At 54.9% G+C, this 24,461-nt stretch carries 22 protein-coding genes and 5 tRNA genes; 9 read left to right on the top strand and 18 right to left on the bottom strand.

Going from position 1 to position 24,461, the window contains the following annotated elements; translation table 11 throughout:
• Nucleotides 1–39: 39 nt before the first annotated feature.
• The 3 genes from AC5TBW_RS14940 to AC5TBW_RS14930 all read right to left on the bottom strand — a co-directional run bounded on the left by AC5TBW_RS14940 (nucleotide 40) and on the right by AC5TBW_RS14930 (nucleotide 2,733).
• The gene (locus AC5TBW_RS14940; protein WP_495509322.1) at nucleotides 40–549 is read right to left on the bottom strand and encodes a hypothetical protein; all 510 of its coding nucleotides are present in this window, start codon (nucleotides 547–549) and stop codon (nucleotides 40–42) included.
• Between the two features lie 135 nt (nucleotides 550–684).
• Nucleotides 685–2,466, bottom strand: coding sequence for a sodium:solute symporter family protein (locus AC5TBW_RS14935; protein WP_495509321.1), 1,782 nt, complete (start codon nucleotides 2,464–2,466; stop codon nucleotides 685–687).
• Between the two features lie 6 nt (nucleotides 2,467–2,472).
• Entirely contained in the window at nucleotides 2,473–2,733 is a 261-nt protein-coding gene (locus AC5TBW_RS14930) for a DUF4212 domain-containing protein (RefSeq protein ID WP_280104471.1), read from the bottom strand.
• 682 nt (nucleotides 2,734–3,415) lie between these two features.
• On the opposite strand from AC5TBW_RS14930, the gene AC5TBW_RS14925 reads away from it, so the two are divergent.
• From AC5TBW_RS14925 to ttcA, 3 genes are all read left to right on the top strand, one after another.
• Nucleotides 3,416–5,245, top strand: a complete 1,830-nt coding sequence (locus AC5TBW_RS14925; protein WP_495509320.1) for a DUF294 nucleotidyltransferase-like domain-containing protein — start codon at nucleotides 3,416–3,418, stop codon at nucleotides 5,243–5,245.
• Between the two features lie 5 nt (nucleotides 5,246–5,250).
• A complete protein-coding gene (locus AC5TBW_RS14920) occupies nucleotides 5,251–5,904 on the top strand; it encodes a 3'-5' exonuclease family protein (protein WP_495511974.1) in 654 nt (217 codons plus the stop codon).
• A gap of 262 nt (nucleotides 5,905–6,166) precedes the next feature.
• Nucleotides 6,167–7,078, top strand: coding sequence for a tRNA 2-thiocytidine(32) synthetase TtcA (gene ttcA / locus AC5TBW_RS14915; protein ID WP_495509319.1), 912 nt, complete (start codon nucleotides 6,167–6,169; stop codon nucleotides 7,076–7,078).
• Between the two features lies 1 nt (nucleotide 7,079).
• Here the strand turns inward: ttcA and fnr are convergent, their stop codons facing one another.
• From fnr to ccoN, 11 genes are all read right to left on the bottom strand, one after another.
• Entirely contained in the window at nucleotides 7,080–7,826 is a 747-nt protein-coding gene (gene fnr / locus AC5TBW_RS14910) for a fumarate/nitrate reduction transcriptional regulator Fnr (RefSeq protein ID WP_495509318.1), read from the bottom strand.
• 105 nt (nucleotides 7,827–7,931) lie between these two features.
• The gene (hemN, locus tag AC5TBW_RS14905; protein ID WP_495509317.1) at nucleotides 7,932–9,371 is read right to left on the bottom strand and encodes an oxygen-independent coproporphyrinogen III oxidase; all 1,440 of its coding nucleotides are present in this window, start codon (nucleotides 9,369–9,371) and stop codon (nucleotides 7,932–7,934) included.
• 92 nt (nucleotides 9,372–9,463) lie between these two features.
• Nucleotides 9,464–10,159: a sulfite exporter TauE/SafE family protein gene (locus AC5TBW_RS14900; protein ID WP_495509316.1), complete on the bottom strand. Its 696-nt coding sequence runs from the start codon at nucleotides 10,157–10,159 to the stop codon at nucleotides 9,464–9,466.
• Entirely contained in the window at nucleotides 10,156–10,401 is a 246-nt protein-coding gene (gene ccoS, locus AC5TBW_RS14895) for a cbb3-type cytochrome oxidase assembly protein CcoS (RefSeq protein ID WP_495509315.1), read from the bottom strand. Before ccoS ends, AC5TBW_RS14900 begins: the two co-directional genes overlap by 4 nt.
• Complete coding sequence (locus AC5TBW_RS14890) at nucleotides 10,398–12,854, bottom strand: heavy metal translocating P-type ATPase (RefSeq protein ID WP_495509314.1); 2,457 nt, start codon at nucleotides 12,852–12,854, stop codon at nucleotides 10,398–10,400. The genes ccoS and AC5TBW_RS14890 overlap by 4 nt, the downstream gene beginning before the upstream one ends.
• Nucleotides 12,851–13,384 carry a FixH family protein gene (locus tag AC5TBW_RS14885; RefSeq protein WP_495509313.1) on the bottom strand — a complete coding sequence of 178 codons (534 nt, stop codon included), beginning with the start codon at nucleotides 13,382–13,384 and terminating at the stop codon, nucleotides 12,851–12,853. Before AC5TBW_RS14885 ends, AC5TBW_RS14890 begins: the two co-directional genes overlap by 4 nt.
• A gap of 6 nt (nucleotides 13,385–13,390) precedes the next feature.
• Nucleotides 13,391–14,830 carry a cytochrome c oxidase accessory protein CcoG gene (gene ccoG / locus AC5TBW_RS14880; RefSeq protein WP_495509312.1) on the bottom strand — a complete coding sequence of 480 codons (1,440 nt, stop codon included), beginning with the start codon at nucleotides 14,828–14,830 and terminating at the stop codon, nucleotides 13,391–13,393.
• Nucleotides 14,831–15,006: 176 nt separating this feature from the next.
• A complete protein-coding gene (ccoP, locus tag AC5TBW_RS14875) occupies nucleotides 15,007–15,936 on the bottom strand; it encodes a cytochrome-c oxidase, cbb3-type subunit III (RefSeq protein WP_495509311.1) in 930 nt (309 codons plus the stop codon).
• Nucleotides 15,933–16,157 carry a cbb3-type cytochrome oxidase subunit 3 gene (locus tag AC5TBW_RS14870; protein WP_495509310.1) on the bottom strand — a complete coding sequence of 75 codons (225 nt, stop codon included), beginning with the start codon at nucleotides 16,155–16,157 and terminating at the stop codon, nucleotides 15,933–15,935. Before AC5TBW_RS14870 ends, ccoP begins: the two co-directional genes overlap by 4 nt.
• Nucleotides 16,158–16,160: 3 nt before the next feature.
• Nucleotides 16,161–16,769, bottom strand: coding sequence for a cytochrome-c oxidase, cbb3-type subunit II (gene ccoO, locus AC5TBW_RS14865; protein ID WP_495509309.1), 609 nt, complete (start codon nucleotides 16,767–16,769; stop codon nucleotides 16,161–16,163).
• Nucleotides 16,770–16,788: 19 nt separating this feature from the next.
• Nucleotides 16,789–18,213 carry a cytochrome-c oxidase, cbb3-type subunit I gene (gene ccoN / locus AC5TBW_RS14860; protein WP_495509308.1) on the bottom strand — a complete coding sequence of 475 codons (1,425 nt, stop codon included), beginning with the start codon at nucleotides 18,211–18,213 and terminating at the stop codon, nucleotides 16,789–16,791.
• A 164-nt stretch (nucleotides 18,214–18,377) separates the two neighbouring features.
• Here ccoN and AC5TBW_RS14855 point away from each other — a divergent pair, with 164 nt between their 5' ends.
• The 6 genes from AC5TBW_RS14855 to AC5TBW_RS14830 all read left to right on the top strand — a co-directional run bounded on the left by AC5TBW_RS14855 (nucleotide 18,378) and on the right by AC5TBW_RS14830 (nucleotide 19,901).
• Nucleotides 18,378–19,112, top strand: a complete 735-nt coding sequence (locus AC5TBW_RS14855) for an alpha/beta fold hydrolase (RefSeq protein WP_495509307.1) — start codon at nucleotides 18,378–18,380, stop codon at nucleotides 19,110–19,112.
• A gap of 135 nt (nucleotides 19,113–19,247) precedes the next feature.
• Nucleotides 19,248–19,323 (top strand) — tRNA-Val (locus tag AC5TBW_RS14850).
• Between the two features lie 70 nt (nucleotides 19,324–19,393).
• Nucleotides 19,394–19,470 (top strand) — tRNA-Asp (locus AC5TBW_RS14845).
• A 58-nt stretch (nucleotides 19,471–19,528) separates the two neighbouring features.
• Nucleotides 19,529–19,605, top strand: a tRNA-Asp gene (locus tag AC5TBW_RS14840).
• Nucleotides 19,606–19,671: 66 nt separating this feature from the next.
• A tRNA-Val gene (locus tag AC5TBW_RS14835) sits at nucleotides 19,672–19,747 on the top strand.
• A gap of 77 nt (nucleotides 19,748–19,824) precedes the next feature.
• A tRNA-Asp gene (locus tag AC5TBW_RS14830) sits at nucleotides 19,825–19,901 on the top strand.
• 122 nt (nucleotides 19,902–20,023) lie between these two features.
• Here the strand turns inward: AC5TBW_RS14830 and AC5TBW_RS14825 are convergent.
• The 4 genes from AC5TBW_RS14825 to glcD all read right to left on the bottom strand — a co-directional run bounded on the left by AC5TBW_RS14825 (nucleotide 20,024) and on the right by glcD (nucleotide 24,428).
• Nucleotides 20,024–20,428 (bottom strand): heme-binding protein, encoded by a 405-nt coding sequence (locus tag AC5TBW_RS14825; protein WP_495509306.1) that lies wholly within the window; start codon nucleotides 20,426–20,428, stop codon nucleotides 20,024–20,026.
• Between the two features lie 100 nt (nucleotides 20,429–20,528).
• Nucleotides 20,529–21,761 carry a glycolate oxidase subunit GlcF gene (gene glcF / locus AC5TBW_RS14820; RefSeq protein WP_495509305.1) on the bottom strand — a complete coding sequence of 411 codons (1,233 nt, stop codon included), beginning with the start codon at nucleotides 21,759–21,761 and terminating at the stop codon, nucleotides 20,529–20,531.
• A gap of 14 nt (nucleotides 21,762–21,775) precedes the next feature.
• Nucleotides 21,776–22,876, bottom strand: coding sequence for a glycolate oxidase subunit GlcE (gene glcE, locus AC5TBW_RS14815; protein WP_495509304.1), 1,101 nt, complete (start codon nucleotides 22,874–22,876; stop codon nucleotides 21,776–21,778).
• Between the two features lie 52 nt (nucleotides 22,877–22,928).
• Nucleotides 22,929–24,428 carry a glycolate oxidase subunit GlcD gene (gene glcD / locus AC5TBW_RS14810; protein ID WP_495509303.1) on the bottom strand — a complete coding sequence of 500 codons (1,500 nt, stop codon included), beginning with the start codon at nucleotides 24,426–24,428 and terminating at the stop codon, nucleotides 22,929–22,931.
• Between the last annotated feature and the right edge of the window lie 33 nt (nucleotides 24,429–24,461).

The raw sequence follows: 24,461 nt of genomic DNA, 5'->3' as shown, positions 1-24,461 counted from the left end.
GCCGTGTACGACCGTTTGTATCACGGGCTTTTTATTTGCCTATGTGCACACATTGCTGAGCAGTGGCGAGGTTTCACGCAGCGTCCGTATTTCTTCGAGAATAGGCTCGCGAGACTCTTCATCCAGTGGTACCAATTCCCGATTCGCACAGTTGAGTATGTAAGGCTGGGTGATCAAAATATCGGTGTGATGGCGTTCAAACTGATAAAGAATAAATTCTGCCAAGCGGGCGTCGCCCTGATCGGTGATACGAATGTTCTCACTGTCCACTACGCTAAATTTGGTGGTCATGGGAATGGCAAAGGTCCATGGGCGCCAGATAGCCGTACTGGTATCGGCTGAAATCACCGTGGCAGTCTCGGGAAGCTGCGCCTGCTTGTGTTCAAACCAGCTGTACTCTACCTGTATTTGATAGCCTAACATGCCCAGCCCGCCGCAGACCGGAACGATCCACTTGGGTAGACGTTTGCCGCTCAGCTTGCGCAGTGTCAGGCCAATCCCTGCTGCCGCAAGGCCAGCAAAAACAGCGGCGATCAAATGCCATATCATAAAATATCCTTTCTAAAAGCCATCTTTAACGGCTATCTATAAAAGCCATCGGGCCTCCGTAAGGAAGCCCGATGGTAAGGTCGTTTCCAAAACGCAATCACATAATAGCGATAATACGTTAGGAGGGATTATGACTTAGTGATCAATGGCCATACCAGCACCTTTGGGATAGCGAACGCTTTCCACCAGGTCCTGAATTTCCTGCGGCGGTGCAGCCGTCACTCTGGATACCGCGAAGGCAACGGCGAAGTTGATCATCGCGCCTACGGCACCGAAGGATAGCGGTGAAATACCTAAGATCCAGTTATCCGGTGTGTTGGCCAGGGTGTTGGTGTCGGGAATAAAGAACCAGCCCAAGTAGGTGAAGATGTAGAGCAGGGTGCAGATTAAGCCCGACAGCATGCCCGCAATCGCCCCTGAATTATTCATCCGCTTAGAGAAGATGCCCATCATCAGTGCGGGGAAGAGCGACGCACCAGCGATACCAAAGGCGAGTGCCACCGTCTGTGCTGCAAACCCTGGTGGGTTAAGGCCCAAATAAGTAGCCAGAAGTATGGCGCCGCCCATGGAGATTCGTGCTGCGAGCATTTCGCCTTTTTCGGTGATTTTCGGATTGATCATGGTCTTGATCAAATCGTGACTAATGGCTGAAGAGATCGCTAGCAGCAAGCCTGCCGCTGTCGAGAGTGCTGCGGCGATACCGCCTGCTGCAATCAAACCGATGACCCAGCCAGGCAAGTTGGCAATTTCAGGGTTAGCCAGTACTAGGATGTCGTTATTAACCGTTAGCTCATTGCCTTCCCAGCCACGATCAGAGTAGTCGGTAGCATCATTATACATCTGGATGCGGCCATCATTGTTGCGGTCATTGAAAGCGATAAGACCTGTTTCTTCCCAAGTGCGAACCCAATCTGGACGCTCTTCATAAAGAATCGGGTTTCGTGCAGCCTCTTCGTAGTTCTCAACTTGCCCAGCCATCTCTGGGTACACGGTGGTCGCCAGATTAAGACGAGCCATCGAGCCAACGGCGGGTGCGGTCAGATAAAGCAAGGCGATGAACACCAGTGCCCAACCGGCAGACCAACGTGCATCGGCGACTTTCGGCACAGTGAAGAAGCGAATGATGACGTGCGGTAGACCGGCAGTACCGACCATCAGGGACAGTGTGAACAGCACCATGTTGAGTTTGTTGTCCACATCGGCTGTGTAGTCGCGGAAGCCAAGCGCGCTCACTACGTCATCTAATTTAGCCAGCAGCGGTATGCCTGATTCGGTATGCGTACTAAACATACCGAACATTGGAATTGGGTTGCCGGTCAGTTGGAAAGCAATAAACACCGCAGGAATGGTATAAGCAATGATCAGAACGATGTACTGAGCTACCTGGGTGTAGGTAATGCCCTTCATGCCGCCAAATACTGCGTAGAGGAATACGATCAGCGCGGCTAACCAGATACCCCAAGTGTTGCTGACTTCGAGGAAGCGTGAGAATGCCACGCCCGCACCGGTCATCTGACCGATTACATAGGTGACTGACGCCACAATCAAACACACAATCGCCACCAGGCGAGCGGTGTTGCTGTAGAAGCGGTCACCAATGAAGTCGGGCACGGTGAACTTACCAAACTTACGCAGGTAAGGGGCTAATAGCATCGCAAGGATAACGTAGCCACCGGTCCAGCCCATCAGGAAAGTGGAGTTAGCGTAGCCACCCGAGGCCAGTAGACCTGCCATGGAAATAAACGACGCTGCTGACATCCAGTCCGCCGCGGTCGCCATGCCGTTAACGATGGGGTGAACGCCGCCGCCCGCTACATAGAAGTCTTTCGTCGAGCCTGCTCGGGCCCAAATCGCAATGCCGATATATAGGGCAAAGGAGGAGCCTACGAACAGTAGGTTGATTGCAAACTGGCTCATACCGGCTTACTCCCCAAGTCCAAATTTTTGATCGAGCTTATTCATCTTCCAGGAATAGAAGAAGATCAGCACGATAAACGTTAAAATGGAGCCCTGTTGTGCAAACCAGAAGCCAAGATCGGTGCCGCCAACCGGAATACCGGCGAGCAGTGGGCGAAAGAGGATAGCGCATCCGTAAGAAACAAATGCCCAAACAGCCAGGCATCCGAAAATTAAGCGAACGTTAGCTTTCCAGTATTCAGCAGCATTGGTTTTGTCGTCTGCCATTGTGTTGCTCTCCACTTGTGATTTTTAAGGTTGGGAAAGTTCACGAGGAATAGCGTGTGATCCATCAGGGCAATCGCACGTCGAAAGCCACCCAGTTGTAAAGAGTGGTGAGCCAGCTTTTATCAGCACGTCACCTTATTGTTCGATATAGAATTTCGAGTTAGTTAGTGACGTGCGATTACCCTGCATGACTCACTGTTAATACTGGACAATAAACGCCAAAAAATAAATCCCAGACTTTGGTATCAATAAGCAATTTAAATACTTTTATATTTTGCATGTAGTTGAAAATGCGAGTTTTTGACTACTGTTTAAGCGAAGTTTGTAGGCGTTTGCAGAGCTATAGGACGATAGTCTAGTGAGCAAATGAATGTGGTTATTGGCTACTTTAAATGCATGGGTTACGTTTTGATGTTAAACACAGTTAGTAAGTATTAATACTTTGGTCGCGTATCAAAAGTCGCTTCGACCTTAGCGTGATAGCTAAAGGTATAACAACGTTATACTTGCTACTTGGGAAGTGAATCCTTTATACCCGTAGAGCCACCTTCACATAATAACCGATAACAGTTTTTGAAGCGTGGGAATGACTCCTGTGATGTGAATCAATATCGTCCGGAGTACATGATTAAGTCTACTTGTTTCTTTCTAGTTCGCCTTTAGTTGAGTGAGGTCATGCAAAATGGTTGATGTGGATCTATCCCAACTACCGTTCACGCTTCTTGACGATGAAGGGCGCGACCACATTCGCCGTGGTATGGACCTTGCTTACTATGATCGTGACGAAATTATTCTAGAGACCGGTCAAGTCGGCGAGTTTGTGTTTCTGATACACAGAGGTGAGGTGGCGGAAATCGACCCTACGCTCCCCTCGTCTACCGCACGTATTGGTCACTACACTGCCGGGGACCTATTTGGCGCGATCAGCATTCTTAATGGTAAAAGCCGCTATCGCTTTAAGGCTGAGCAGGAGTGCCTTTGTTACCTGCTGCCTAAGGCGCTGTTTCAGCAGCTATGCCGTCATTATCCTGACTTTAGTAACTTCTTTCGTCAGTCATTGGCTCACAAGGCGCGGTTACTGACTGAAAAGCGCGCTGAAGGTGGTGTCACTATGGCGGGCTTTATGCTGGCTAAGGTCAGCGAGTGTATGCGTGAGCCGCTGCTGATGGCAGCGTCTACTGATATCGCTAGCGCGGTGAAACAGCTTAATGAAAGTCATGCCGACAGCCTGTTGGTAGAGACTCAGGGCAAATTGGGCATGGTGACCAAAACCGACCTGCTCAATGGGTTGGTGTTAGGCGGTCACCCGGTGTCATCACCCGTCGATGAAATCGCCCATTTTAATCTGGTGACCGTCGCACCGGATCAGTACTTGTTTGAAGTATTGGTCTTGATGACACGCCATAAAGTGACACGGGTAGTGGTGCTCGAGCAAAACGCCTTAAAAGGCGTTGTCGAACTCACCGACGTGCTTAGCTATTTCTCAAGCCGCAGCTACGTGGTGAGTTTACAGGTCGAACAGGCGAGCAGTTTAGAGGCGCTGTCGGCAGCCAGCCAGCGTACGCCGGAGCTGGTCAAAGCGCTGATGGCTCAGGGTGTAAAGCTGCGCTTTGCGATGGATCTGCTCGCTGCGCTGAACGGTCGTATTATGAGCAAAGCCTGGGAGTTCACTGTCGATGAGAAGTACCACGAACAGAGTTGCATGATGGTGATGGGCAGCGAAGGGCGTGGTGAGCAAATCCTAAAAACAGACCAGGATAATGGCTTGATTTTAGCCGATGACGCGCAGTGGCCTGATCTTACGAGTCACATGCAAACGCTCACTGACACCCTCATACAGCTCGGTTACCCGCCGTGCCCCGGCAATATTATGGTGTCGAACCCTGAATGGGTGGCCACGGTGTCGCAGTGGAAGAGCAATATTGCTAAATGGGCCAGCGAGCGGGATGGCGATAGCCTGATGAAACTGGCGATTATGCTTGATGCCCATGCCGTGACCGGTAACTCCAGCCTGCTTGAGAGCGTACGAGAAGAGCTATTTGAACGCTGCTCAGGTGATGAACTTCTGCTCTCCTATTTTGCCCGCACGGCGCTGCGTTTTTCCACGCCGCTGACCCTGTTTGGTACGTTGAAAAAGCCCCAGCACGGTATCGATATTAAGAAAGGGGGCATCTTCCCCATTGTTCACGGCGTGCGCACCATGGCTCTTGAGCGGCGGATCAAAGCCACCTCGACCCTGGATCGTTTAGACGCACTGGCTGCCGATGGCCGACTGGACCGTCGTTTTGCCGATGACCTGGGCGAAGCGCTGGCGCTATTTTCCGAGCTGCGTCTCAGGCAGCAGCTCAATGCACTGGAAGCAACCAGCACGTCGCCAGAGGCGAACCGTGCCAATCGCGTGGTGGTGCAAAACCTCTCTTCTCTCGAACGTGACCTATTGCGTGAAGCGCTGCACATTGTGAAAGACTTCAAGCAGCGGCTTTTCCATCGATATCATTTGGAGTATTCGTGACAGGAATGCGGCTATTAGATCGACACGTGGCTCTCTTTAGCGGTTCCTTGCGTACTTTGCTGAGACGCGAAAGCGACCGGCGTCGCTGTGCTGACTCTCACTATGCCTGGCTATTTAACCCCTATATGGGCGATGAACTAGTCGCGCTTGCTTGCACGGCAACGCCCACGGCATCTTCCCCGGTGATCAGTCTGGCAGCGGTGGTGCTCAGCCAGCAGCAGGTGCGCACCAGTCGCGCCTTTGTGCTGACGCTTGGCATACCGGGGCAGGCTGAGAATGCGTCGCTGCGTCGCCATCACTTGCTATGTCAGGCGGGGGAGGTCTCTTGCCCGAGCAGCGACAATTTAAATGCGTTGGTAGAGTTTATCGGCAATCGCCCCATTGTCGGCTGGCAGTTGGACAAGCGGATTGGGGCGTTAAATACATTGCTGAGCGAGCGGCTGGATTTCGCGCTGCCCAATGCCCAGGTCGATTTGGCAAAGCTGCACCAGCGCCAGCTGCGGCGTTTGCACCCTGAGGTCGATGCACCCAGTAGCTTTACCCAGGCGCTGGCGTGCTGGCAGGTGCCCTCGATGGGCATGCAAAGTATGTTAGGCGAAGCGACGGCAAGCGCGCTGCTGTATATGCGTCTGCAGCGGGTGATGGCAGAGGCAGCTTAGTGGCAGCTATCGTGGTGCAGAGGGAAGGTTTCCGCGAGGGCACTGTGACCCCATCCCTGGGCGCTACTTTTTCCATCCCTGGAAAAAGACCCTCGCTTCAACCTACCCTCTCACCGAGTACGGTTTAATCGTCAGGGCAGTCATTTTACATTGCGATATCTTGGGTGGTTCTCTCTGAGTAGTTGGGTCTGGGCGATGAGTGTTGTTAGAATAGCAGCCACTTTTTTCTTGAATGCCTTCCACCCTCGGCAGTGCTTATACCATGCAATCTCTTGATCATTTTGACCCTGCTCACCTTGGAGCCTCCCAAGCTGACGTTGAGCGCGACCAGCCTGAGCTGGCTGATGTTAAGCAGAAGCGTGAATTTAACAAACTGCAAAAGCGCCTGCGCCGAGATGTGGGCAATGCCATTATTGATTACCAAATGATCAATGAAGGCGACCGTGTGATGGTGTGCCTCTCCGGCGGCAAAGACAGCTACACGATGCTGGAGATTTTGCGCAATTTACAGCGCAACGCACCGGTTAATTTTTCGATAGTGGCGGTCAATCTAGATCAAAAGCAGCCCGGTTTTCCTGAACACGTGCTGCCAGCTTATTTGGATAAACAGGGCGTGGAGTATCACATCGTCGAGCGTGATACCTATTCGGTGGTGAAGGAAAAAACGCCAGAAGGCAAAACGACTTGCGCACTCTGTTCACGCCTGCGCCGCGGTTCGCTGTATGGTTTTGCCGAAGAGATCGGTGCCAACAAAATTGCATTGGGCCACCACCGCGAAGATATCCTTGAAACCCTGTTTCTCAACATGTTCTTTGGGGGCAACTTGAAAGCGATGCCGCCCAAACTGCTCTCCAATGATGGCAAAAATATTGTTATTCGACCGTTGGCTTACTGCAAAGAAGCGGATATTGCTGAATTTTCTCGGTTAATGGAGTTTCCGATTATTCCCTGCAATCTCTGCGGCTCCCAGCCCAATATGCAGCGCCAAGTGGTCAAAGAGATGCTCGCCGAATGGGATAAGAAATTCCCCGGCCGTCTAGAAAGCATGTTTAAAGCGGTGACTAATATTGCGCCTTCCCAGTTGGCAGACCGCAGCCTATTCGATTTTGAAGGCTTAGAGGCCAAACAGGCGGAGCTGCTGGCCGGGCGTATCCAGGCATTTAACGTTAGCTAATTCAGCTAACCGTTTGTTCTTCCTCCTCGGCGAGAGTAATCAAGCGCTGCATATCGAGAATATTGACCTCTCGCCCAGAAACCGCCACCACGCTCTGCTGTTGAAAGCGGCTTAAAATACGGCTGACGGTTTCCACCGCTAAGCCCAGGTAGTTGCCGATATCGGCTCTGGGCATTGATAGGCGAAAGCTGTAAGGCGAGTAGCCCCGGCGACGAAAACGATCCGAGAGGGTGATCAAGAAGCTCGCTAGCCGCTGATCAGCGGTTTTACGTGACAGCAGACGCATCATGCGGCGGTCATCGCGTAGCTCCTTGCTCATGCTGCGATACAGCTGGCCGCGCAGTTCGGGCAGCTCCTCGGAGAGTAAATCCAGGCGGTCAAAAGGAATCTCACAGATAGTGGTCGTTTCCAGGGCGATAACGCTGCCGGGGTAGTGCTCTTCATCAATTCCGTCCAGCCCCACCAGCTCACTGGGCAGGTAGAAGTTGGTCAGTTGCTCGCTGCCATTCCCCTCCGCCGTCACCTGCTTCAAGCTGCCTGAGCGAACCGCATACACGCTGGTGAAGGCGTCGCCCTGGCGAAACAGTGGCTCGCCCTTTTTCAGCGGTGCCCGGCGGCGAATAATGGCATCGAACTGCCCGATATCATCTAGCTCAAGGGCAAGCGGCAGGCACAGCGAGCTCAGGCTGCAGGTCTGGCAACGAGCTTCATGGAGTAGCGAGCGTCGTCGGTTCATGGGATCCAACATGCATAGCTCCTTGAGTAGCGTTCAAGAGAAATTTTACGTTATCCGTGCCGTACTAACAGCTGCATCCATTATTATGGAAGCTTCATGTGGTTAGCGACAGCCCGATTACACAATCTTTGAGTAGTGCTGCCCCGTTTGCCCAGCAAAATGGGCATCAAACGCCATGGCTAAATGGCGAATCAGCAAGCGACCCATAGGGGTTACGCTAAGCTGATCGCCGCTCCGGGTCAGCAGACCGTCGCGCTCGGCGCTTTGTAAGCTCTCCAGCGCCGGTGCAAAGTAGCGGGGAGCATCGATGTTCCAGCGCTGACCAACGGCGGACAGGTCGATGTGCATATCGCACATCAGTCGTTCAATCACGTCTCGGCGGATCAGGTCATCATCACTCAGGCGCAGCCCGCGCACCGTCGCCAGTTGGCCTTGGTCCAGTGCCGCTTCATAACGGGCCAGGTCACCAGGATTCTGCGCATAGACACTGCCTACCCGTGAAATGGCGGAAACGCCCAGCCCTACCAGATCACACTGGGCATGGCTGGAATAGCCTTGAAAGTTGCGCTGCAGCGAGCCTTCGCGCTGAGCAATGGCTAAGCTGTCATTGGGACGAGCAAAGTGATCCATCCCGATATGCACGTAACCTGCCGCCGTAAGCATCTCAATCGTGGTGTGCAGAATCGCCAGTTTCTCGTCGCTGCCCGGCAAGTCATCGACGTTAATACGTCGCTGGGGGGTAAAGCGCTCAGGCATATGGGCATAGTTGAAGACCGAAAGCCGTGCGGGGTTCATCTCAATGACCTGACGAAGGGTATTCGCAAAGCTCTTTTCGGTTTGAAACGGCAGGCCGTAGATTAAATCGAGATTGAGAGAGCGAAACCCCAGCCGATGGGCTTCATCCATCAATGTTTCGGTGAGGACTCGCGGCTGAATGCGGTTAATGGCTTTCTGCACCAGTGGGGCCAAGTCCTGCACCCCTAAACTGATGCGGTTGAAGCCAAGCGACTGCAGGTGTCGCAGGGTAAACACATCCGCTTCGCGAGGGTCTATTTCAATCGCGTAATCGCGCTGAGAAGACGATGAAAGACCAAAGCGCGCATCCAGTCGATCAATCAGGTCGCCCATCTGATTCAAACTCAGAAAGGTTGGTGTGCCGCCGCCCCAGTGCAATTGCTCCACCGGACGTGAAGTATCCAGATGCCGTGCAATCAGCACCATCTCACGGTCGAGCCGGGATAAGTAAGGCTCAGCCAGAGCGGTGTTTTTGGTGGCGATTTTATTACACGCGCAGTAAAAGCAAATTTTACGGCAGAAGGGAATATGCACATAGAGCGATAGCGGGCGTTTGCCAGCATTACTTTGCTCAAGCGCCTGAGTCAGATCTCCGGGGGTAAATCGGTCATCAAACGACAGCGCCGTGGGGTAGGAAGTATAGCGTGGGCCGCTGGTGTCATAGCGGCGCAGTAAAGTTTTATCCCACACTGCCTGATCGTTGGCTGGCCTGGTCATGGTGGAAGTCTTCGTAGAAGAAGCCGCAAGGGCATGAACGGGCATGAAGAGAGGCTCCGGCGTAAAGGGCTGTGTAGCAAAGAAGATCAGCACCAGCCTAACGCGCAGAGACGCAATAAACGTTGAGCCATGTCATGTTAGTGAAGGTTATGTGCCGTGAGTGACCAAAGCTGCCACAGGGCAAAGGCAATAATGGACAGCGCGGCCACGCTGCGTGTCGCCGGATGACGAATCAGGTGGCTCAATTGGCGCGCCGCAAGCCCAGTGGCCAATAGCGCGGGCAGCGTGCCAAGTCCAAACGCCCCCATCAGCAGTGCCCCCTGCAGCGGGTCGGCAATCGCCAGACTCCAGGCCAACATGGAATAGACCAGCCCGCAGGGGAGCCAGCCCCATATTGACCCCAGCGCGAAGGCCTGGGGTAAATGAACGACCGGCATTAAACGCCGTCCCACCGGCTCAATAAACCGCCAGAGACGGCGTCCGACGGCTTCAACCTTGAGCAGCCCCTTCCACCAGTTGGCGATATACAGCGCCATCAGTATCAGCATCAGCGCCGCAAATACCTGCAGCAGCATTCGTGCCGTGGCAGAGAGTGAAAACAGCGTGCCCAGCAGGGCCACCAGCGCGCCTGCGCTCATATAGCTAGTGATACGGCCTGCGTTATAGCTGAGCAGTAGGCCGCTCATACGCGCCGGGTGGCGCATGCTGGGCGGGACGGCAAAGGTGAGTGCACTCATGATGCCGCCACACATGCCAATACAGTGGGCGCCCCCCATCAGGCCAAACACGAACGCCGCCAGTAGCGGTGGCAGGTCGAGGCCGGTTGGATTCATGGTCGCGGCTCTTGGTCGTCGGGTGCGTTTTTATCTGCCGAAGCGGCGGGTTTTTGCTTGGCTTGCTGTCGTTGGCGACGCTGTTCTGGGGTGAGGTCGTTCTCGTCCTCATCGAACAAAATGCGGTGCGCCGGGCCTTCCAGGTCGTCGAACTGATCGTTTTTGACCGCCCAGAAGAATGCCCAGACGGCGAGGCCGAGCAGAATCAGTGAAAGCGGAATAAGCAGATACAGAATCGTCATGCGGTTACCGGTGTTGAAGCGCTAAGTGCGGCGGCAGGCTTGGCACGCCAGCGTGAAAGCCGCAGGGCATTACCGACCACCACCAGTGAGCTGAGCGACATGCCAATGGCTGCAAGCCAGGGAGGCACCAGCCCCATTGCCGCCAGCGGCAGCGCCGAAAAGTTGTAGCATACTGACCAGATCATGTTCTGGCGCATGATACGCCGGGTGGCGCGGGAAATCTCAATGGCCTCGAAAATCCGCATAAGACGTGGGCTGAGCAGCACTGCGTCGGCGCGGGTGCGGGCCAGATCCGTCGCGCCATTCATGGCAATCGCCACATCGGCACCGGCTAACACCGGCACGTCATTGATGCCGTCACCAATCATCACCACGGTTTCGCCGGCGGCTTGAAGCTCTTTCATTCGGGCCAGCTTACCCTCTGGGCTGATGCCTGCGTGCCAGGTAGTAATGTTGAGCTGGTTGGCCAGGCTTTCCACGGCATCCTCAGTATCGCCGGAGAGCAGCTCCACGTTTAGCCCGAGGGCCTGGAGGGCATTGATCGTGGCGGCGGCATCATCGCGGACGCCGTCATGCAGACCAAACCAGGCACTGGGTTCGCCGTTTTCGCTAAGCAGCAACCACTGGCCTCTGGCAGGCGCCGAAATGGCTTCTCCAGCGGCAAATTCTGGTTTGCCCAACTTCCAGCGCGCGCCATTTAGCGTGCCCTCTAGCCCTTGACCGGTATGGCTATGAATATCTTTTGCCTGAAGCGTTGCATCCCGAAACGGACGAAAGGCACGGGCGATAGGGTGCTCTGAGTGGGCTTCGAGCGCCGCGGCAATCGCCTGGGCACGCTCGGCGGTTAATTCTCCAAACGGTTTGGTCTGGGTGAGGTGCATCTCGCCGCGGGTGAGCGTGCCGGTTTTGTCAAAAATCACCCGGGTAACGTTGGAGAGGGTTTCCATGGCATCTGCGCGGGTGATCAAAACGCCGCGCTTGCGCAGTTGTCCATGGCCTGCGGTCAAGGCCGCGGGGGTGGCCAGCGCCAGCGCACAAGGGCAGGTCACTACCAGTACTGAAAGCAGTACCCAGAGCATCCGCGAGGGGTCGATAAACCACCAGACGATAGTGACGCCAACCGTTACCAGCAGCAGGCGCAGAACAAACAGGTGGGCCATACGCGCCGCCATCTGAGCCAACCGCGGGCGGCTGGCAAAGGCGCGGTCGGTGAGATCGACAATGCCCGCTACGCGAGCATCGCGCCCTGCGTGGGTGACCCTGATCACCAGCGGGTTTTCCATGTTTTGGCTGCCGCCGGTAATCAGGTCTCCCACCCGGCGGGTGACCGGGAGATATTCGCCGGTCAGCATCGACTCATCCAGACTCGATTCGCCCTCTTCAATCACTCCGTCGGCAGGCACGCCGTGTCCGGGCTTGATCAATACGCGATCACCGGGCGTGAGTTCGCTGGCGGGCAGAATGCGTTCGCTGCCGTCGCTTTCCAGCCGCGTGGCCGATATCGGCAGCACGCCGCTTAGCGCATTGCCGCTATGCCCGCTGCGGCGCCTGGCGCGGCCTTCTACATAGCGACCAAACAGCAAGAAGAAGGTGAACATGGCAACCGAGTCAAAATAGACCTCGCCCACGTCAAACAGCACCGCATAGCTGCTGGCCAGGTAAGCGCCGCCAATCGCTAACGAGACCGGTACATCCATGCCCAATACTCCGGTGCGCAGGTCGCGCAGGGCGTTGCGGAAAAATGGCTGGGCCGAAAAAAATACCACCGGCGTTGCCAGCGCAAAGGAGAGCCAGTGGAACAGGGCATAGAAATCGTCGCTGATTTCACCGGGGCCGGAGACGTAGATCGGGATCGAGAACATCATCACCTGCATCATCCCGACGGCGGCAATGATCAGCCGGCGAACGTTCATGCGCTCCTCATGCTGCATGCGGGCTTGAGCCTGATCTGGTTCGTAGGGCTGGGCATCGTAGCCAATTGCCGACAGTTCGGCCATCAGTTGAGAGAGCTTTAACTGCTGTGGGTTCCAACTCACGCGCAGGCGGTGGTGGGTTAAGTTTACCGCGCTGGAGGCAATCCCGGGCAGAGCATTCAAGCGGTGCTCGATCAGCCATGCACAGGCGGCACAGGTAATACCTTCGATAGCGAGGGTCGCTTTTACGTTGCCGTTATCGCCGTCGGGGTGAACAAACTGCGCCTGCAGGCCGGGGTCGTCAAATACCGACCAAGTGTCCGCTTTGGCGGCCTGGCGTTCATCCGGCCGTTCGGGGAGCTCGGTCCGGTAGCGGTAGTAGCTCTCTAAACCGCCGTCGACAATGGCATGAGCCACCGCTTCACAGCCTGGGCAGCAAAGCGGGTGGGTATGATCATCCAGGGTAATGGTCCAGGGTGCCGCAGCGGGCACTGGGTTACCGCAGTGGTAGCAGGGAGCGGCAGTCGTCACATCGCTCATTCGCTTTCTGTACGCCCTCCCGGCTGAAGCGTGACGCTGTTGTCACTGGGGAAGGTCGCCTCTCCGGTAAGACGCCAGTCGGCGTTTTCTAACGCAGGCTGAATCTGTAGGTACCAACGGTAGCGCAGATTATCAGGGCCTTGGGTGATATAGCGGCCGTCACGCACATGTTCCAGTATGAACGATTGGTCACGGTCATCCTCGGTGGGAAAGATGAGGTCTAGATAGAGCTTGTCGGGGCGCGCATCGCCGCTCAAATCAATCACGATATCACTGGTCAGCGGATCAAGGCGTAAATCTGCACTCAGGTTTAACTCTCGAGCACGGTCTTGCTTGGCAAGCACCATATTAATGGCTTTGCCGTGTTCGTAATAATCTTCCTGAACAACCATACCGTCGAAACTCTTCACTGACATGATGGCAAAGGTAATGCTGAACACGATGGACGAGAGCAGTATGCCGATTAAAAACCACGGCCAAAACTGCTTATACCAAGGTGTTACCTTCTCACCAGTGGGTAGGGATGACATAGCTGTTTATCTCCTAATATCGCCCAGGAAGCGTGCTTCCCGCTCAAGGCGAATACCGTCGTCTTGCTGAGCCTGCAGTGTGAATACGATATCGTGACTGGGTTGCTGCAAATCATCAGGGTTAACGGTTGCCGTGACGACTTCCAGGCGTGACTCACCAGCAGGCACGGTAATCAAGGTGTTATCCAGTGCCAAGCTGGGTAATCCAGACGCGCTTAGTTGGTAGGTGTGGTCCTGATCATCAAGATTACGAATGGTCAGGGTAAACACATTACTAATCAGCCCATCGCGGGTCGTTTGGTAGAGCTGGGTGCGTTCTCGCTCGGCATCGAAATTGAGCGGCATACGATCGTTTATTGCCCAGGCAAAAGTGCCAATCATCAGCACCAGTGCGGCAAAATAGCCTAGCAGGCGAGGGCGCATGATATGGCTCTTTTTTCCTTCAAGTGCGTTTTCGGTGGTGTAGCGCACCAATCCCCGCGGATAGCCCATTTTGTCCATCACGCTATCGCAGGCGTCAATACAGGCGGCGCAGGTAATGCACTCGTACTGCAGTCCGTCGCGGATGTCGATACCGGTAGGGCACACCTGCACGCAAAGATCGCAATTGATACAGTCGCCGTAACCTGCTTCCCGGGCCTCTTGATGGCTCAGATTCTTGGGGCGATGGGCACGGGGTTCACCGCGGGATTCATCGTAAGAGACGATCAGCGTATCCCGGTCAAACATAACCGATTGAAAACGTGCATAGGGGCACATATAAATGCACACCTGTTCGCGCAGCCAGCCAGCGTTGAGATAAGTAAATACCAGGAAAAAACCGACCCAGAAGTAGGACCAGCCGTGGGCTTCAAAGGTAGGGAGTTCTGCCACTAATTCACGAACTGGGGTGAAATAACCCACAAAAGTGATGCCGGTGGCGAGGGCAATCAATAGCCAAGCAGTATGCTTTGCGCCTTTACGCCAGAATTTGTCGAGGGTCATCGGCTGGTCGTCGAGCTTAATACGCCGATTGCGTGAACCTTCGATACGGTGTTCAAACCAAATAAACAGAAAGGTCCAAACACTTTGTGGGCAGGTGTAGCCGCACCACACCCGACCAGCGAAAACGGTAATAAAAAACAGCCCGAAGGCGCAGATGATCAACAGCCACGACAGCAGGATAAACTCCTGCGGATAAAACGTGGCGGTAAAAATATGGAATTCACGATTAGGCAAGTCAAACAGAATTAACGGTCGGTTACCGACGTTAATCCAGGGCAATAGGAAAAATGCCAGCATTAGCGCCCAGTTGGTGCTTCGCCGAAGTTTCTGGAAAATGCCTTTAATTTCACGTACATAAATGTGACGCCGCTTAGCGTACATTGCCTGAGTAACCGTTTCTTTTGGAGGAGTGTGATGCCCCACGGGATTCGGCGTGACGTCTTGGCTCGGTATCTTTTCCATGGCGGTATTCCCGGCTCAGAAGGCAGGAGAGGCTGCACCCATTGCTCAGTCGCTGCTCAGACAAATTGGGCGCTTATTCAGATATGATGCCTGATTAATATTGTATCGGGTTGTGAATAAAGAAAGGGTGCGGTTTGGGGCCGCACCCTTGCTTGGTTAGCGTTGCTGACCGACGATCAGTCTGCTAAGCGCAGGCTATACACGTAGGCAGCCACCAGGTGAACGCGCTCTTCGCCAATATACGCTGCTTGCGCAGGCATATGGCCGTTACGACCATTGCGTAACGTTTGACGAACAGAATCGCCCACCTCCTGACCGGGCGCCAAGTAGAGCCAGGTATTGTCAGTTAGGTTGGGGGCGCCTAGGGCCTGATTGCCAGTGCCGCTTGGGCCGTGGCAGGCAGCACAAACCGCCATGAAGGTGCTTTCACCGCTCGCTGCGCGCTCAGCATCGTGTTCCTCGTCAGATAACGACAGCACATATTGCGTCAAATTCTCAATATTGTTCTGTCCCAGCTGTTGCCAGGAAGGCATATTGCCATTTCGGCCATTGGTTAGCGTCTGGACGATGTTGTCCGGCTCGCCGCCGTATAACCAGTCGTCATCGGTCAAGTTGGGGAAACCATAGCCCCCTTGGGCGTTAGAACCGTGACACACCGCGCAGTTATTCTGAAAAACACGTTCAGCGACCTGCATCGCTTCAGGGTCTTCGGCTAGTTCGGGGATAGGGACTTCCTGATACTGAGCAAAAATCGGCGTGAAGCGTTCTTCAGCCTGAGCTACTTCCTCTTCCCATTGGCCCTCTTGCGACCAACCCAACACGCCTGCGTAGTTACCAAGGCCGGGATAGAGCACCAAATAACCAAGCGCGAAAACCACCGTCAGGACAAATAGCTGGAACCACCATTTAGGCAACGGATTGTCATACTCTTCAATGCCATCGGCGGCGTGGCCGGTAGTTTCTACGTTACCTTCAGCATCAGGTATTTTATCGGTGCGGCGATTGGCCAGCAGGATCCATACGCTTAGCGCAATCGTGCCGAGCGTAATGATAATGATCCAGGCGCTCCAGAAGCCGGATAGGGAGTCACCCCATAAATTATTCATATATTTTTATCTCCCCTGTCGTCACGGGAATGCGCTTCACTGTCGCGTTCATGCGCAGCGTGCTTGTCACTGGTCGGTAGCTCATCGTCGTCGGCAAAGGGCAAATTAGCCGCTTCGTCGAAATCTGGCTTGCGTCGCTTGGAGTACGCCCAAAGGGCGATACCGATAAAAGCGAAAATCAAGATCAGCGTCATGAGTCCGCGAAAAGTTCCCGTATCCATAGCTTAACGAGTACCCTCAAGCACGGTTCCGAGCTGCTGCAGGTAGGCGACCAGCGCGGTGATCTCCTGAGTCCCGCGAACGTCTTCTGTCGCATTGGCGATATCTTCGTCGGTATATGGCACACCTAACTGACGCAGCGTGCGCATCTTGTTCGGTGTGCCTTCGCCATCGAGGGTATTCTCAAACAGCCAAGGATAAGCCGGCATGATCGACTCGGGTACTACATCCCGGGGATTGTAGAGGTGAGCACGGTGCCAGTCGTCGCTATAGCGGCCGCCTACGCGCGCCAGGTCTGGCCCGGTACGCTTGGAGCCCCACAGGAAGTTGTGCTCATAAACCTGCTCGCCAGCCACGTTGTAGTGGCCATAGCGCTCCGTTTCAGCGCGGAACGGGCGCACCATTTGTGAGTGACAGCCCACACAACCTTCACGGCGGTAGATGCCACGGCCTTCTAGCTCCAGTGCGGAGAGCGGCTCCAGGCCTTCAACCGGCTCGGTGGTCTGCTTCTGGAAAAACAGCGGAACGACCTCAGCCAAGCCAGCAAAACTGATCACGACAAGGATCAATACGGCAAGCAGGCCAACGTTCTTTTCGACAATCTCGTGTTTCATTGGTCTCAACTTCCCTGGTTTAGGCAGCTTGTGGCGCTGAATGGCTGATGGCCTCACGACGCTTAACGGTCATGTATACGTTGAACGCCATGATCAGCATGCCGGTGACCCAGAAAAGGCCGCCGATTAAGCGTACAAAGTAGCCCGGTGCGCTGGCTTCAACGGCTTCAACGAAGGTGTACATCAAGGTGCCGTCAGGGTTGATCGCACGCCACATCAGGCCTTGCAGAATGCCATTAACCCACATGGAGGCGATGTATAGCACGGTACCGATCGTGGCCAGCCAGAAGTGCACGGCAATCAGGTTGATTGAGTACATTTCAGTGCGACCAAAGACGCGAGGAATCAGGTGGTACATCGAGCCGATGGTGATCATCGCTACCCAGCCGAGTGCGCCGGAGTGAACGTGACCAATGGTCCAGTCAGTGTAGTGCGACAGCGCGTTGACCGTTTTAATGGCCATCATCGGGCCTTCAAAGGTGGACATGCCATAGAACGAGAGGGCAACCACCAAGAAGCGCAGCGTGGGATCCGTGCGCAGCTTATGCCAGGCACCTGACAGGGTCATCATGCCATTGATCATGCCACCCCAGGAGGGAGCCAGAAGAATGATCGACATCACCATGCCCAGCGACTGAGCCCAGTTGGGTAGCGCGGTATAGTGCAGGTGGTGTGGGCCAGCCCACATGTAGATCATGATCAGCGCCCAGAAGTGGACGATGGAAAGACGATAGGAGTAGATGGGGCGTTCCGCCTGCTTGGGGACGAAGTAATACATCATGCCCAGGAAGCCAGCAGTCAGGAAGAAGCCTACCGCGTTATGACCGTACCACCACTGCACCATGGCATCCACCGCACCGGCGTATATCGAGGTGGCGTACATCGGCGAGACAGGAATAGCCGCATTATTAACAATATGCAGCACAGCAACGGTCAAAATAAACGCAGCAAAGAACCAGTTCGCCACATAAATATGCGACGTAGTGCGTTTTTTAATCGTCATTAAGAATACGGCGGCATAACTAATCCAAACGATCGCGAGCAAAATATCGATTGGCCACTCCAGCTCAGCGTACTCCTTGGTCGAGGTGTAGCCCATGGGAAGCGACACGATCGCTGAGAGAATAACGGCTTGCCAGCCCCAGAACGTAAAGGACGCTAACTTGTCAGAAAACAGCCGCGTCTGACAGGTCCGCTGAACAACGTAGTACGACGTGGCAAACAGCGCCGAACCGCCAAAGGCGAAGATAACGAGGTTTGTGTGTAACGGACGCAGACGCCCGAAGCTAGTCCAAGGTATGCCAAGGTTCAGTTGCGGCCAAACAAGCTGCGAGGCGAGGATGACACCAACGGTCATCCCCACGATGCCCCACACAACGGTCATAATCGCGAACTGCCGAACCACCTTGTAATTGTAGGTCGGGTGTTCCAATGCTGTGCTCATGTCATGTTCCCATCGAACGCGGTTAGGGGGTAACCCGTTGCATTTTGCACGGGTGCGGCCACCCGCTTGATGATGCAGGTCAAGATCCGACCAGGATTCTAGCGCAGCCGAGGCTTAAGCTGAACATGCCAATAGGCTAATTACTGAATTATTAGGAGTGGTGCGTGTCACATTCGGCTTTGTCTGACTATATTTGCGTGCCTCGTGAAGGGTTAAAAGAGGCACTGACCCAACAGCCGAATGGCTGTTTTATGGTGCAGGGGATGGGGCCGTTGGCACTCCATGGTGACGCTAGAATTGGCCGCTTGCTGTTTGCCCATGGCGCAGGCGCGGGTCAACAGGCAGTCTTCATGCGTCAATTTGTCACCTCTTTGGCTAAGCACGGAATTCAGGTTCTGTGTATTGATTTCCCTTACATGCAGCAGATTCTGGAAACGGGCAAGCGACGTCCACCGCCACCTATCGCACAGACCTTGGCCCAGTTTGGCGAGTGGTATGCGCTACTGGACTCTCTGTTGGACGGGCCGCTGTGGGTAGGAGGCAAATCGATGGGCGGCCGCGTAGCGACGCTGCTAGCCAGTCAGCAAGCGTGCCCAGGTGTCGTGGTGGCCGGTTATCCGTTTCACCCTACTAAAGCGCCTGACAAGCTTCGTTTGGATCACTGGCCCGCCACTGTTTGTCCGATGCTGATTTTACAAGGCGAGCGAGATCCCTTCGGTACTCGGGAGGAGGTCACAAGCTACCCGTTGCCCGCTAATGCTCGGCTCGCCTGGCTAAAAGATGGCGACCACGACTTTAAGCCGCGTCGTTCATCTGGCCTGACGCAAACGTTTTTGATTGACGAGGCCACCCAGGTTGCGGCATCCTTCGTCCGCGCTCAAACGCCAGACGTAGAGTGAAGTGTTTCGTCACTTGGATTAAGTAACATGCTGTTTTAATCGCTGATGTTATTAGCAGATTTTAAACACGGTTTTTAAACCAAGTAGGTTGACTTCCCTCAAGTATTCGGTAGAATGCAGCGCCACGTGACCAGCGGGTGGTTAGCTCAGTTGGGAGAGCACCAGCCTTACAAGCTGGGGGTCACTGGTTCGAACCCAGTACCACCCACCATATTTAGAAATGGCTAAAATGGTTTGGAAACGTGAAGTAAGAAGTACGATTAAGTTTTGATGTGCATAACGGACCGGTAGTTCAGTCGGTTAGAATGCCGGCCTGTCACGCCGGAGGTCGCGAGTTCGAGTCTCGTCCGGTCCGCCAACATCAAATCATTATCTGCTTGATAAGTAATTAGCTTTAAAGTGTGTTATCGCAATTCGGACCGGTAGTTCAGTCGGTTAGAATGCCGGCCTGTCACGCCGGAGGTCGCGAGTTCGAGTCTCGTCCGGTCCGCCACGATAACTGCTAAGCTAAGCTGGTAAGCAAAAGTTGGTAAGCACAGCAAGTCCTTACTAATAGATTGGGTGGTTAGCTCAGTTGGGAGAGCACCAGCCTTACAAGCTGGGGGTCACTGGTTCGAACCCAGTACCACCCACCATCTTCTACCTTTTAGAAGCGCCTCTGAACCGCTTGTAACTGTTAGTTTTGATGGTTGTTTGAAAAGTGCTTTAACGTGGACCGGTAGTTCAGTCGGTTAGAATGCCGGCCTGTCACGCCGGAGGTCGCGAGTTCGAGTCTCGTCCGGTCCGCCATTAAGCATTTGTGTAGTTAAGTATGTAAGTTGTTGGCAAGATATCGGCATTAGCCGAACGAATTCCAAAAAAGCCCGGATCAATGATCCGGGCTTTTTCGTGTGCCTGCACTTTTTCAGCTTTTAGCCATTAATAGCGCTAACGCCTGCTTTGGCGACTTGAACGTCCTGATCAGGTTTTACGCCGGAAATGCCCACAGCGCCGACAACATGGCCATCAACCGTAATCGGAACACCGCCGGAAAGAAGGCCTTGCAGCGGCGCCGAAATAAACGCGGTGCGACCACCGTTGATCATCTCTTCGAATACCTGTGTCTCTTTACGGCCTAGCGCTGCGCTGCGTGCTTTCTGCGTAGCGACTTCTGCACTGAAGGGGGCAGCACCATCTAAACGGCGCAGTCCCAGCAGGTGGCCGCCATCGTCGGTTACTGCGATCGTGACCGGCCAGTGATTGCTGTCAGCTTCCTTCTGCGCTGCATCCAGCACATTGATGACATCGGCTTGAGCGAGGATGGCTTTGGTTTGCATGTGTAAATCCTATTAATGCTGGGGAGTGAAGTTGCCGTGCCCATCAAAAGCAGCACGGCAAAGGGTGGAGTACTACGTATTTTCAATGAAAGTTAAAGCGCTAAGTGAGCGCGGCATCGACGATTTCGACCCAGTGGCGCACCGGGGTGCGGTTAGCGCCTGCCAGGTGCGTCTGGCAGCCGATATTGGCGGTGACAATCATATCTGGCTGACCGGCTTCTAGCGCATCCATTTTATTGTCGCGCAACTGAGTGGCAAGTTCAGGCTGAGTGATTGAGTAGGTGCCTGCCGAGCCACAGCAGAGATGCGCATCCTGCACCGGCGTTAACGCAAAGCCGAGCTTGGTGAGTACACCTTCTACTGCGCCGTTAAGCTTCTGGGCATGTTGCAACGTACAGGGGCAGTGAAACGCTAGACGCTTTGATTCGTTAACGTTCAGCGCTTCTAAGGGCTCATCACGCAGAATTTCAACGATATCTTTAGCCAGGGAACTAACCTTTTGCGCCTTAACGGCATAATCGGGGTCGTCTTTGAGCATATAGCCATACTCTTTCACAAACGCACCGCAACCGCTGGCAGTTTGCACAATAGCCTCAGTGCCTTGCTCGATATGTGGCCACCAAGCATCTATGTTGGCGCGCATGCGTGCACGGCCATCGTCCTGGGCGTTGAGGTGGAAATCAACCGCGCCACAACACCCCGCTTCAGCGACCGGCGTGACGCTAATGCCGAGCCTATCCAGAATCCGCGCGGTGGCCGCATTGGTATTGGGTGACAGCCCCGGCTGTACACAGCCCTCCAGTATTAAAACCTGGCGGGTATGTTTGTGGGCATCAGGACGCGTACCTGCATCTACCGGGGCCGCAGGCATTTTATTGCGCAGCTTGCCTGGCACTAGCGGCTTAAACGTTTGCCCAAGCTTTAGCAGTGCCTGAAAGCGTTTAGGTTCCACCATCATCTTGCGCAGCGCATAGCGCTGGGCTCGCTCGGCTGCGGGGCGGGGGACGCGGCGCTCAATTTCAGCACGGCCAATGTTGAGCAGCTTGTGGTACTCCACGCCGGAAGGGCAGGTGGTTTCACAGTTAAGACAGGTAAGGCAGCGATCGAGGTGCAGGCGAGTCTCATCGGTGACCTGGTCGTCATCGTCGCGGCTCTCAAGCAGCTCCTTCATCAAATAGATACGCCCGCGAGGGCCGTCGCGCTCATCGCCTAATAGCTGGTAAGTCGGGCAGGTCGCGTTACAGAAGCCGCAGTGAACGCAGGTGCGCAATATGCGCTCTGCTTCCTGAATATGCGGCTTCTGACGGTCGGCATCGGTAAAGTGCGTCTGCATGTCAGCTCTCCTGATTAAAACGCCGCATAAAGACGTCCGGGATTGAATATGCCATGGGCATCCAGCTCCGCCTTTAAATTACGATGATATTTTTCCACTACCTTGTTGAGCGGTGTGAACGGTTCGGCGGCGCCTCCCTGGGCGTGCGGCGTATAGCAGGTAGCATGGCCACCTGCTGCCGCGCAGGCGGCGCGCAGGGTACTGGCATCGAGCGATGTTTTTACCCAGCGCTGACAGCCCGCCCAATCGTAAAAGATATCCGCTTCGGGAATATCCAGTGCCAGTGGCGACGTATGCGGAGGCAGCGATAACCGCCACAGCGCTTGGCCGTCGCTGAGTTGGAAGAAATCGTGGGTATGGTTGCGTAGCGAGGTCCAGAAGCTGGCATCGAGCGGCTCGCCGTTTAGGTGCGTTTGCGTCGCGCTGACAGAGCTGTTGCCCCCTTCTAAGCGCAGAAAAAGTTCACCGTTATGCCAGGCTGCCGCCGTGATCGGCAGCGGCTTGCGACCCAGCTCGGCAAGCTTTTTAAGCGCGTCGGCAAGATTAATGGGCAGGCGTAAGCTGTGTGTAGCGTTGGGAATGGGCAGCACTTTAAACGAGATATCGGTCAGTACGCCAAGTGTTCCCTGGGCGCCAGCCATCAATCGCGAGAGGTCGTAGCCGGCGACATTCTTCATCACTTCGCCACCAAAACGCAGCAGCTTGCCCTCTTGGGTGATGATCCGCGTGCCGAGCACGAAATCCCTTGCTGCGCCTGCCCAGGGGCGGCGTGGGCCGGAAAGGCCGCTCGCGACCGCGCCACCAATGGTCGAGGCTTCGCCAAATATGGGCGGCTCAAATCCCAGCATTTGATGTTTTTCTGCCAGTGCTGCTTGAAGGGCACTTAGCCGCGTGCCTGCGCGCACGGTGACCACCAGTTCGACCGGATCGTAGCTGACAATACCACTATGTTCGGCCATCTGAAGCGCTTGGCCATCCACGGGTCGGCCATAAAAGTCGCGGGTGTTTCCGCCTACAATGCGTAGCGGAGTGCGTGTCTCATATGCGCTGCGCACCTGATCACAAAGGGTGTCAGCGATATCGCGGTCGGCGGCATGCATCGCTAGTTCGGTCATGGTCTATCCCAGTATTTATTTTGCCTAGTGGTTATGTGGACTAGGTTCATTATTAAAAACGTGGCAGTTCCGGGTGCGGTAGCTCGTTGTTATGCACATGCATGGCACCGAATTCCGCGCAGCGAGCCAGGGTCGGGATGTTCTTGCCTGGGTTGAGTAGACGCTGTGGATCAAAAGCGGCTTTCAAGGCATGAAAAACGCTGATTTCATCCGGCTGGAACTGGCTGCACATCTGGTTGATCTTTTCGCGCCCAACGCCGTGTTCACCGGTAATCGAGCCACCTGCGGCCACGCAGAGTTCAAGGATCTTGCCGCCCACCTCTTCCGCAAGCGCCAACTGCCCCTCTTTATTGGCATCGAACAGGATCAGCGGGTGCATATTGCCATCACCGGCGTGGAACACGTTGGCGACCGCCAGGCCGCTCTCTTCGGAAAGCGCGGCAATGCCTTTGAGTACGCGGGGGAGTTCGCGGCGGGGGATAGTGCCATCCATACAGTAGTAGTCCGGCGACATACGACCCACCGCGGGGAAGGCGTTCTTTCGCCCGGCCCAGAACTTGGCACGCTCGGCTTCATCGCGAGCCTGCTGAATGTTGGTGGCACCGGCGGCTTCCAGTACACGGCGCACGGTATCGCAATCGTCGTCCACATCGGCTTCAACGCCATCCAGCTCACAGAGCAGAATTGCCTCGGCATCGAGGGGGTAGCCCGCTTTGACAAAATCCTCGGCGGCTTTGATGGCAAGTTTATCCATCATTTCCAGGCCGCCGGGAATAATCCCTGCGGCAATGATATCGCCCACGGCGCGGCCGGCTTTTTCGACATCGTCGAAACTAGCCATCAGTACTTTGGCGGTTTCCGGTTTGGGGAGTAGCTTGACAGTAATTTCGGTGACTACGCCGAGCATGCCTTCGGAGCCATTCATCAGCGCCAGCAGATCAAAGCCGGGCGCATCGAGAGACTCGGCACCCAGCGTCATGTGCTCACCCTCAATGGTGAGTACGTCTACGCGCATGACGTTATGAACCGTCAGGCCATATTTTAGGCAGTGCACGCCGCCAGCATTTTCAGCCACGTTACCGCCGATCGAACAGGCAATTTGCGATGAAGGATCGGGGGCATAGTAGAGACCGTAAGGCGCAGCCGCTTCGGAAATCGCCAGGTTACGCACGCCGGGCTGAACCCGCGCCAGGCGGGCATCCGGGTCGACTTTTAGAATTTGGTTAAAGCGCGACATGACCAGTAGCACGCCTTGCTCAAGCGGCAGTGCGCCACCAGAGAGGCCGGTGCCCGCACCACGGGTGACCACGGGCACGCCCAGGGCGTGGCAGCGCTTGAGTAACCCTTCAACCTGTTGGAGGGTTTCCGGCAGTGCCACCAGCATGGGTAACACGCGATAGGCCGCCAGCCCGTCGCATTCGAAGGGGCGCAGGTCTTCCTCGCGGTGCAGCAGGGTCATATCGGGAACGGCTTGCTGCAGATCGCTCAAGACTTCGTTCTTATCGCGCCGAACCAGCTCACCGTCCAGGCGCTCATCAAAGAGGATATTCATCACGACATCCCATGCTTATTATCATTAAAGGCA

This window comes from Vreelandella sp. ssv (assembly GCF_059448525.1).
This window is presented reverse-complemented; position numbering and strand designations above follow the sequence as displayed.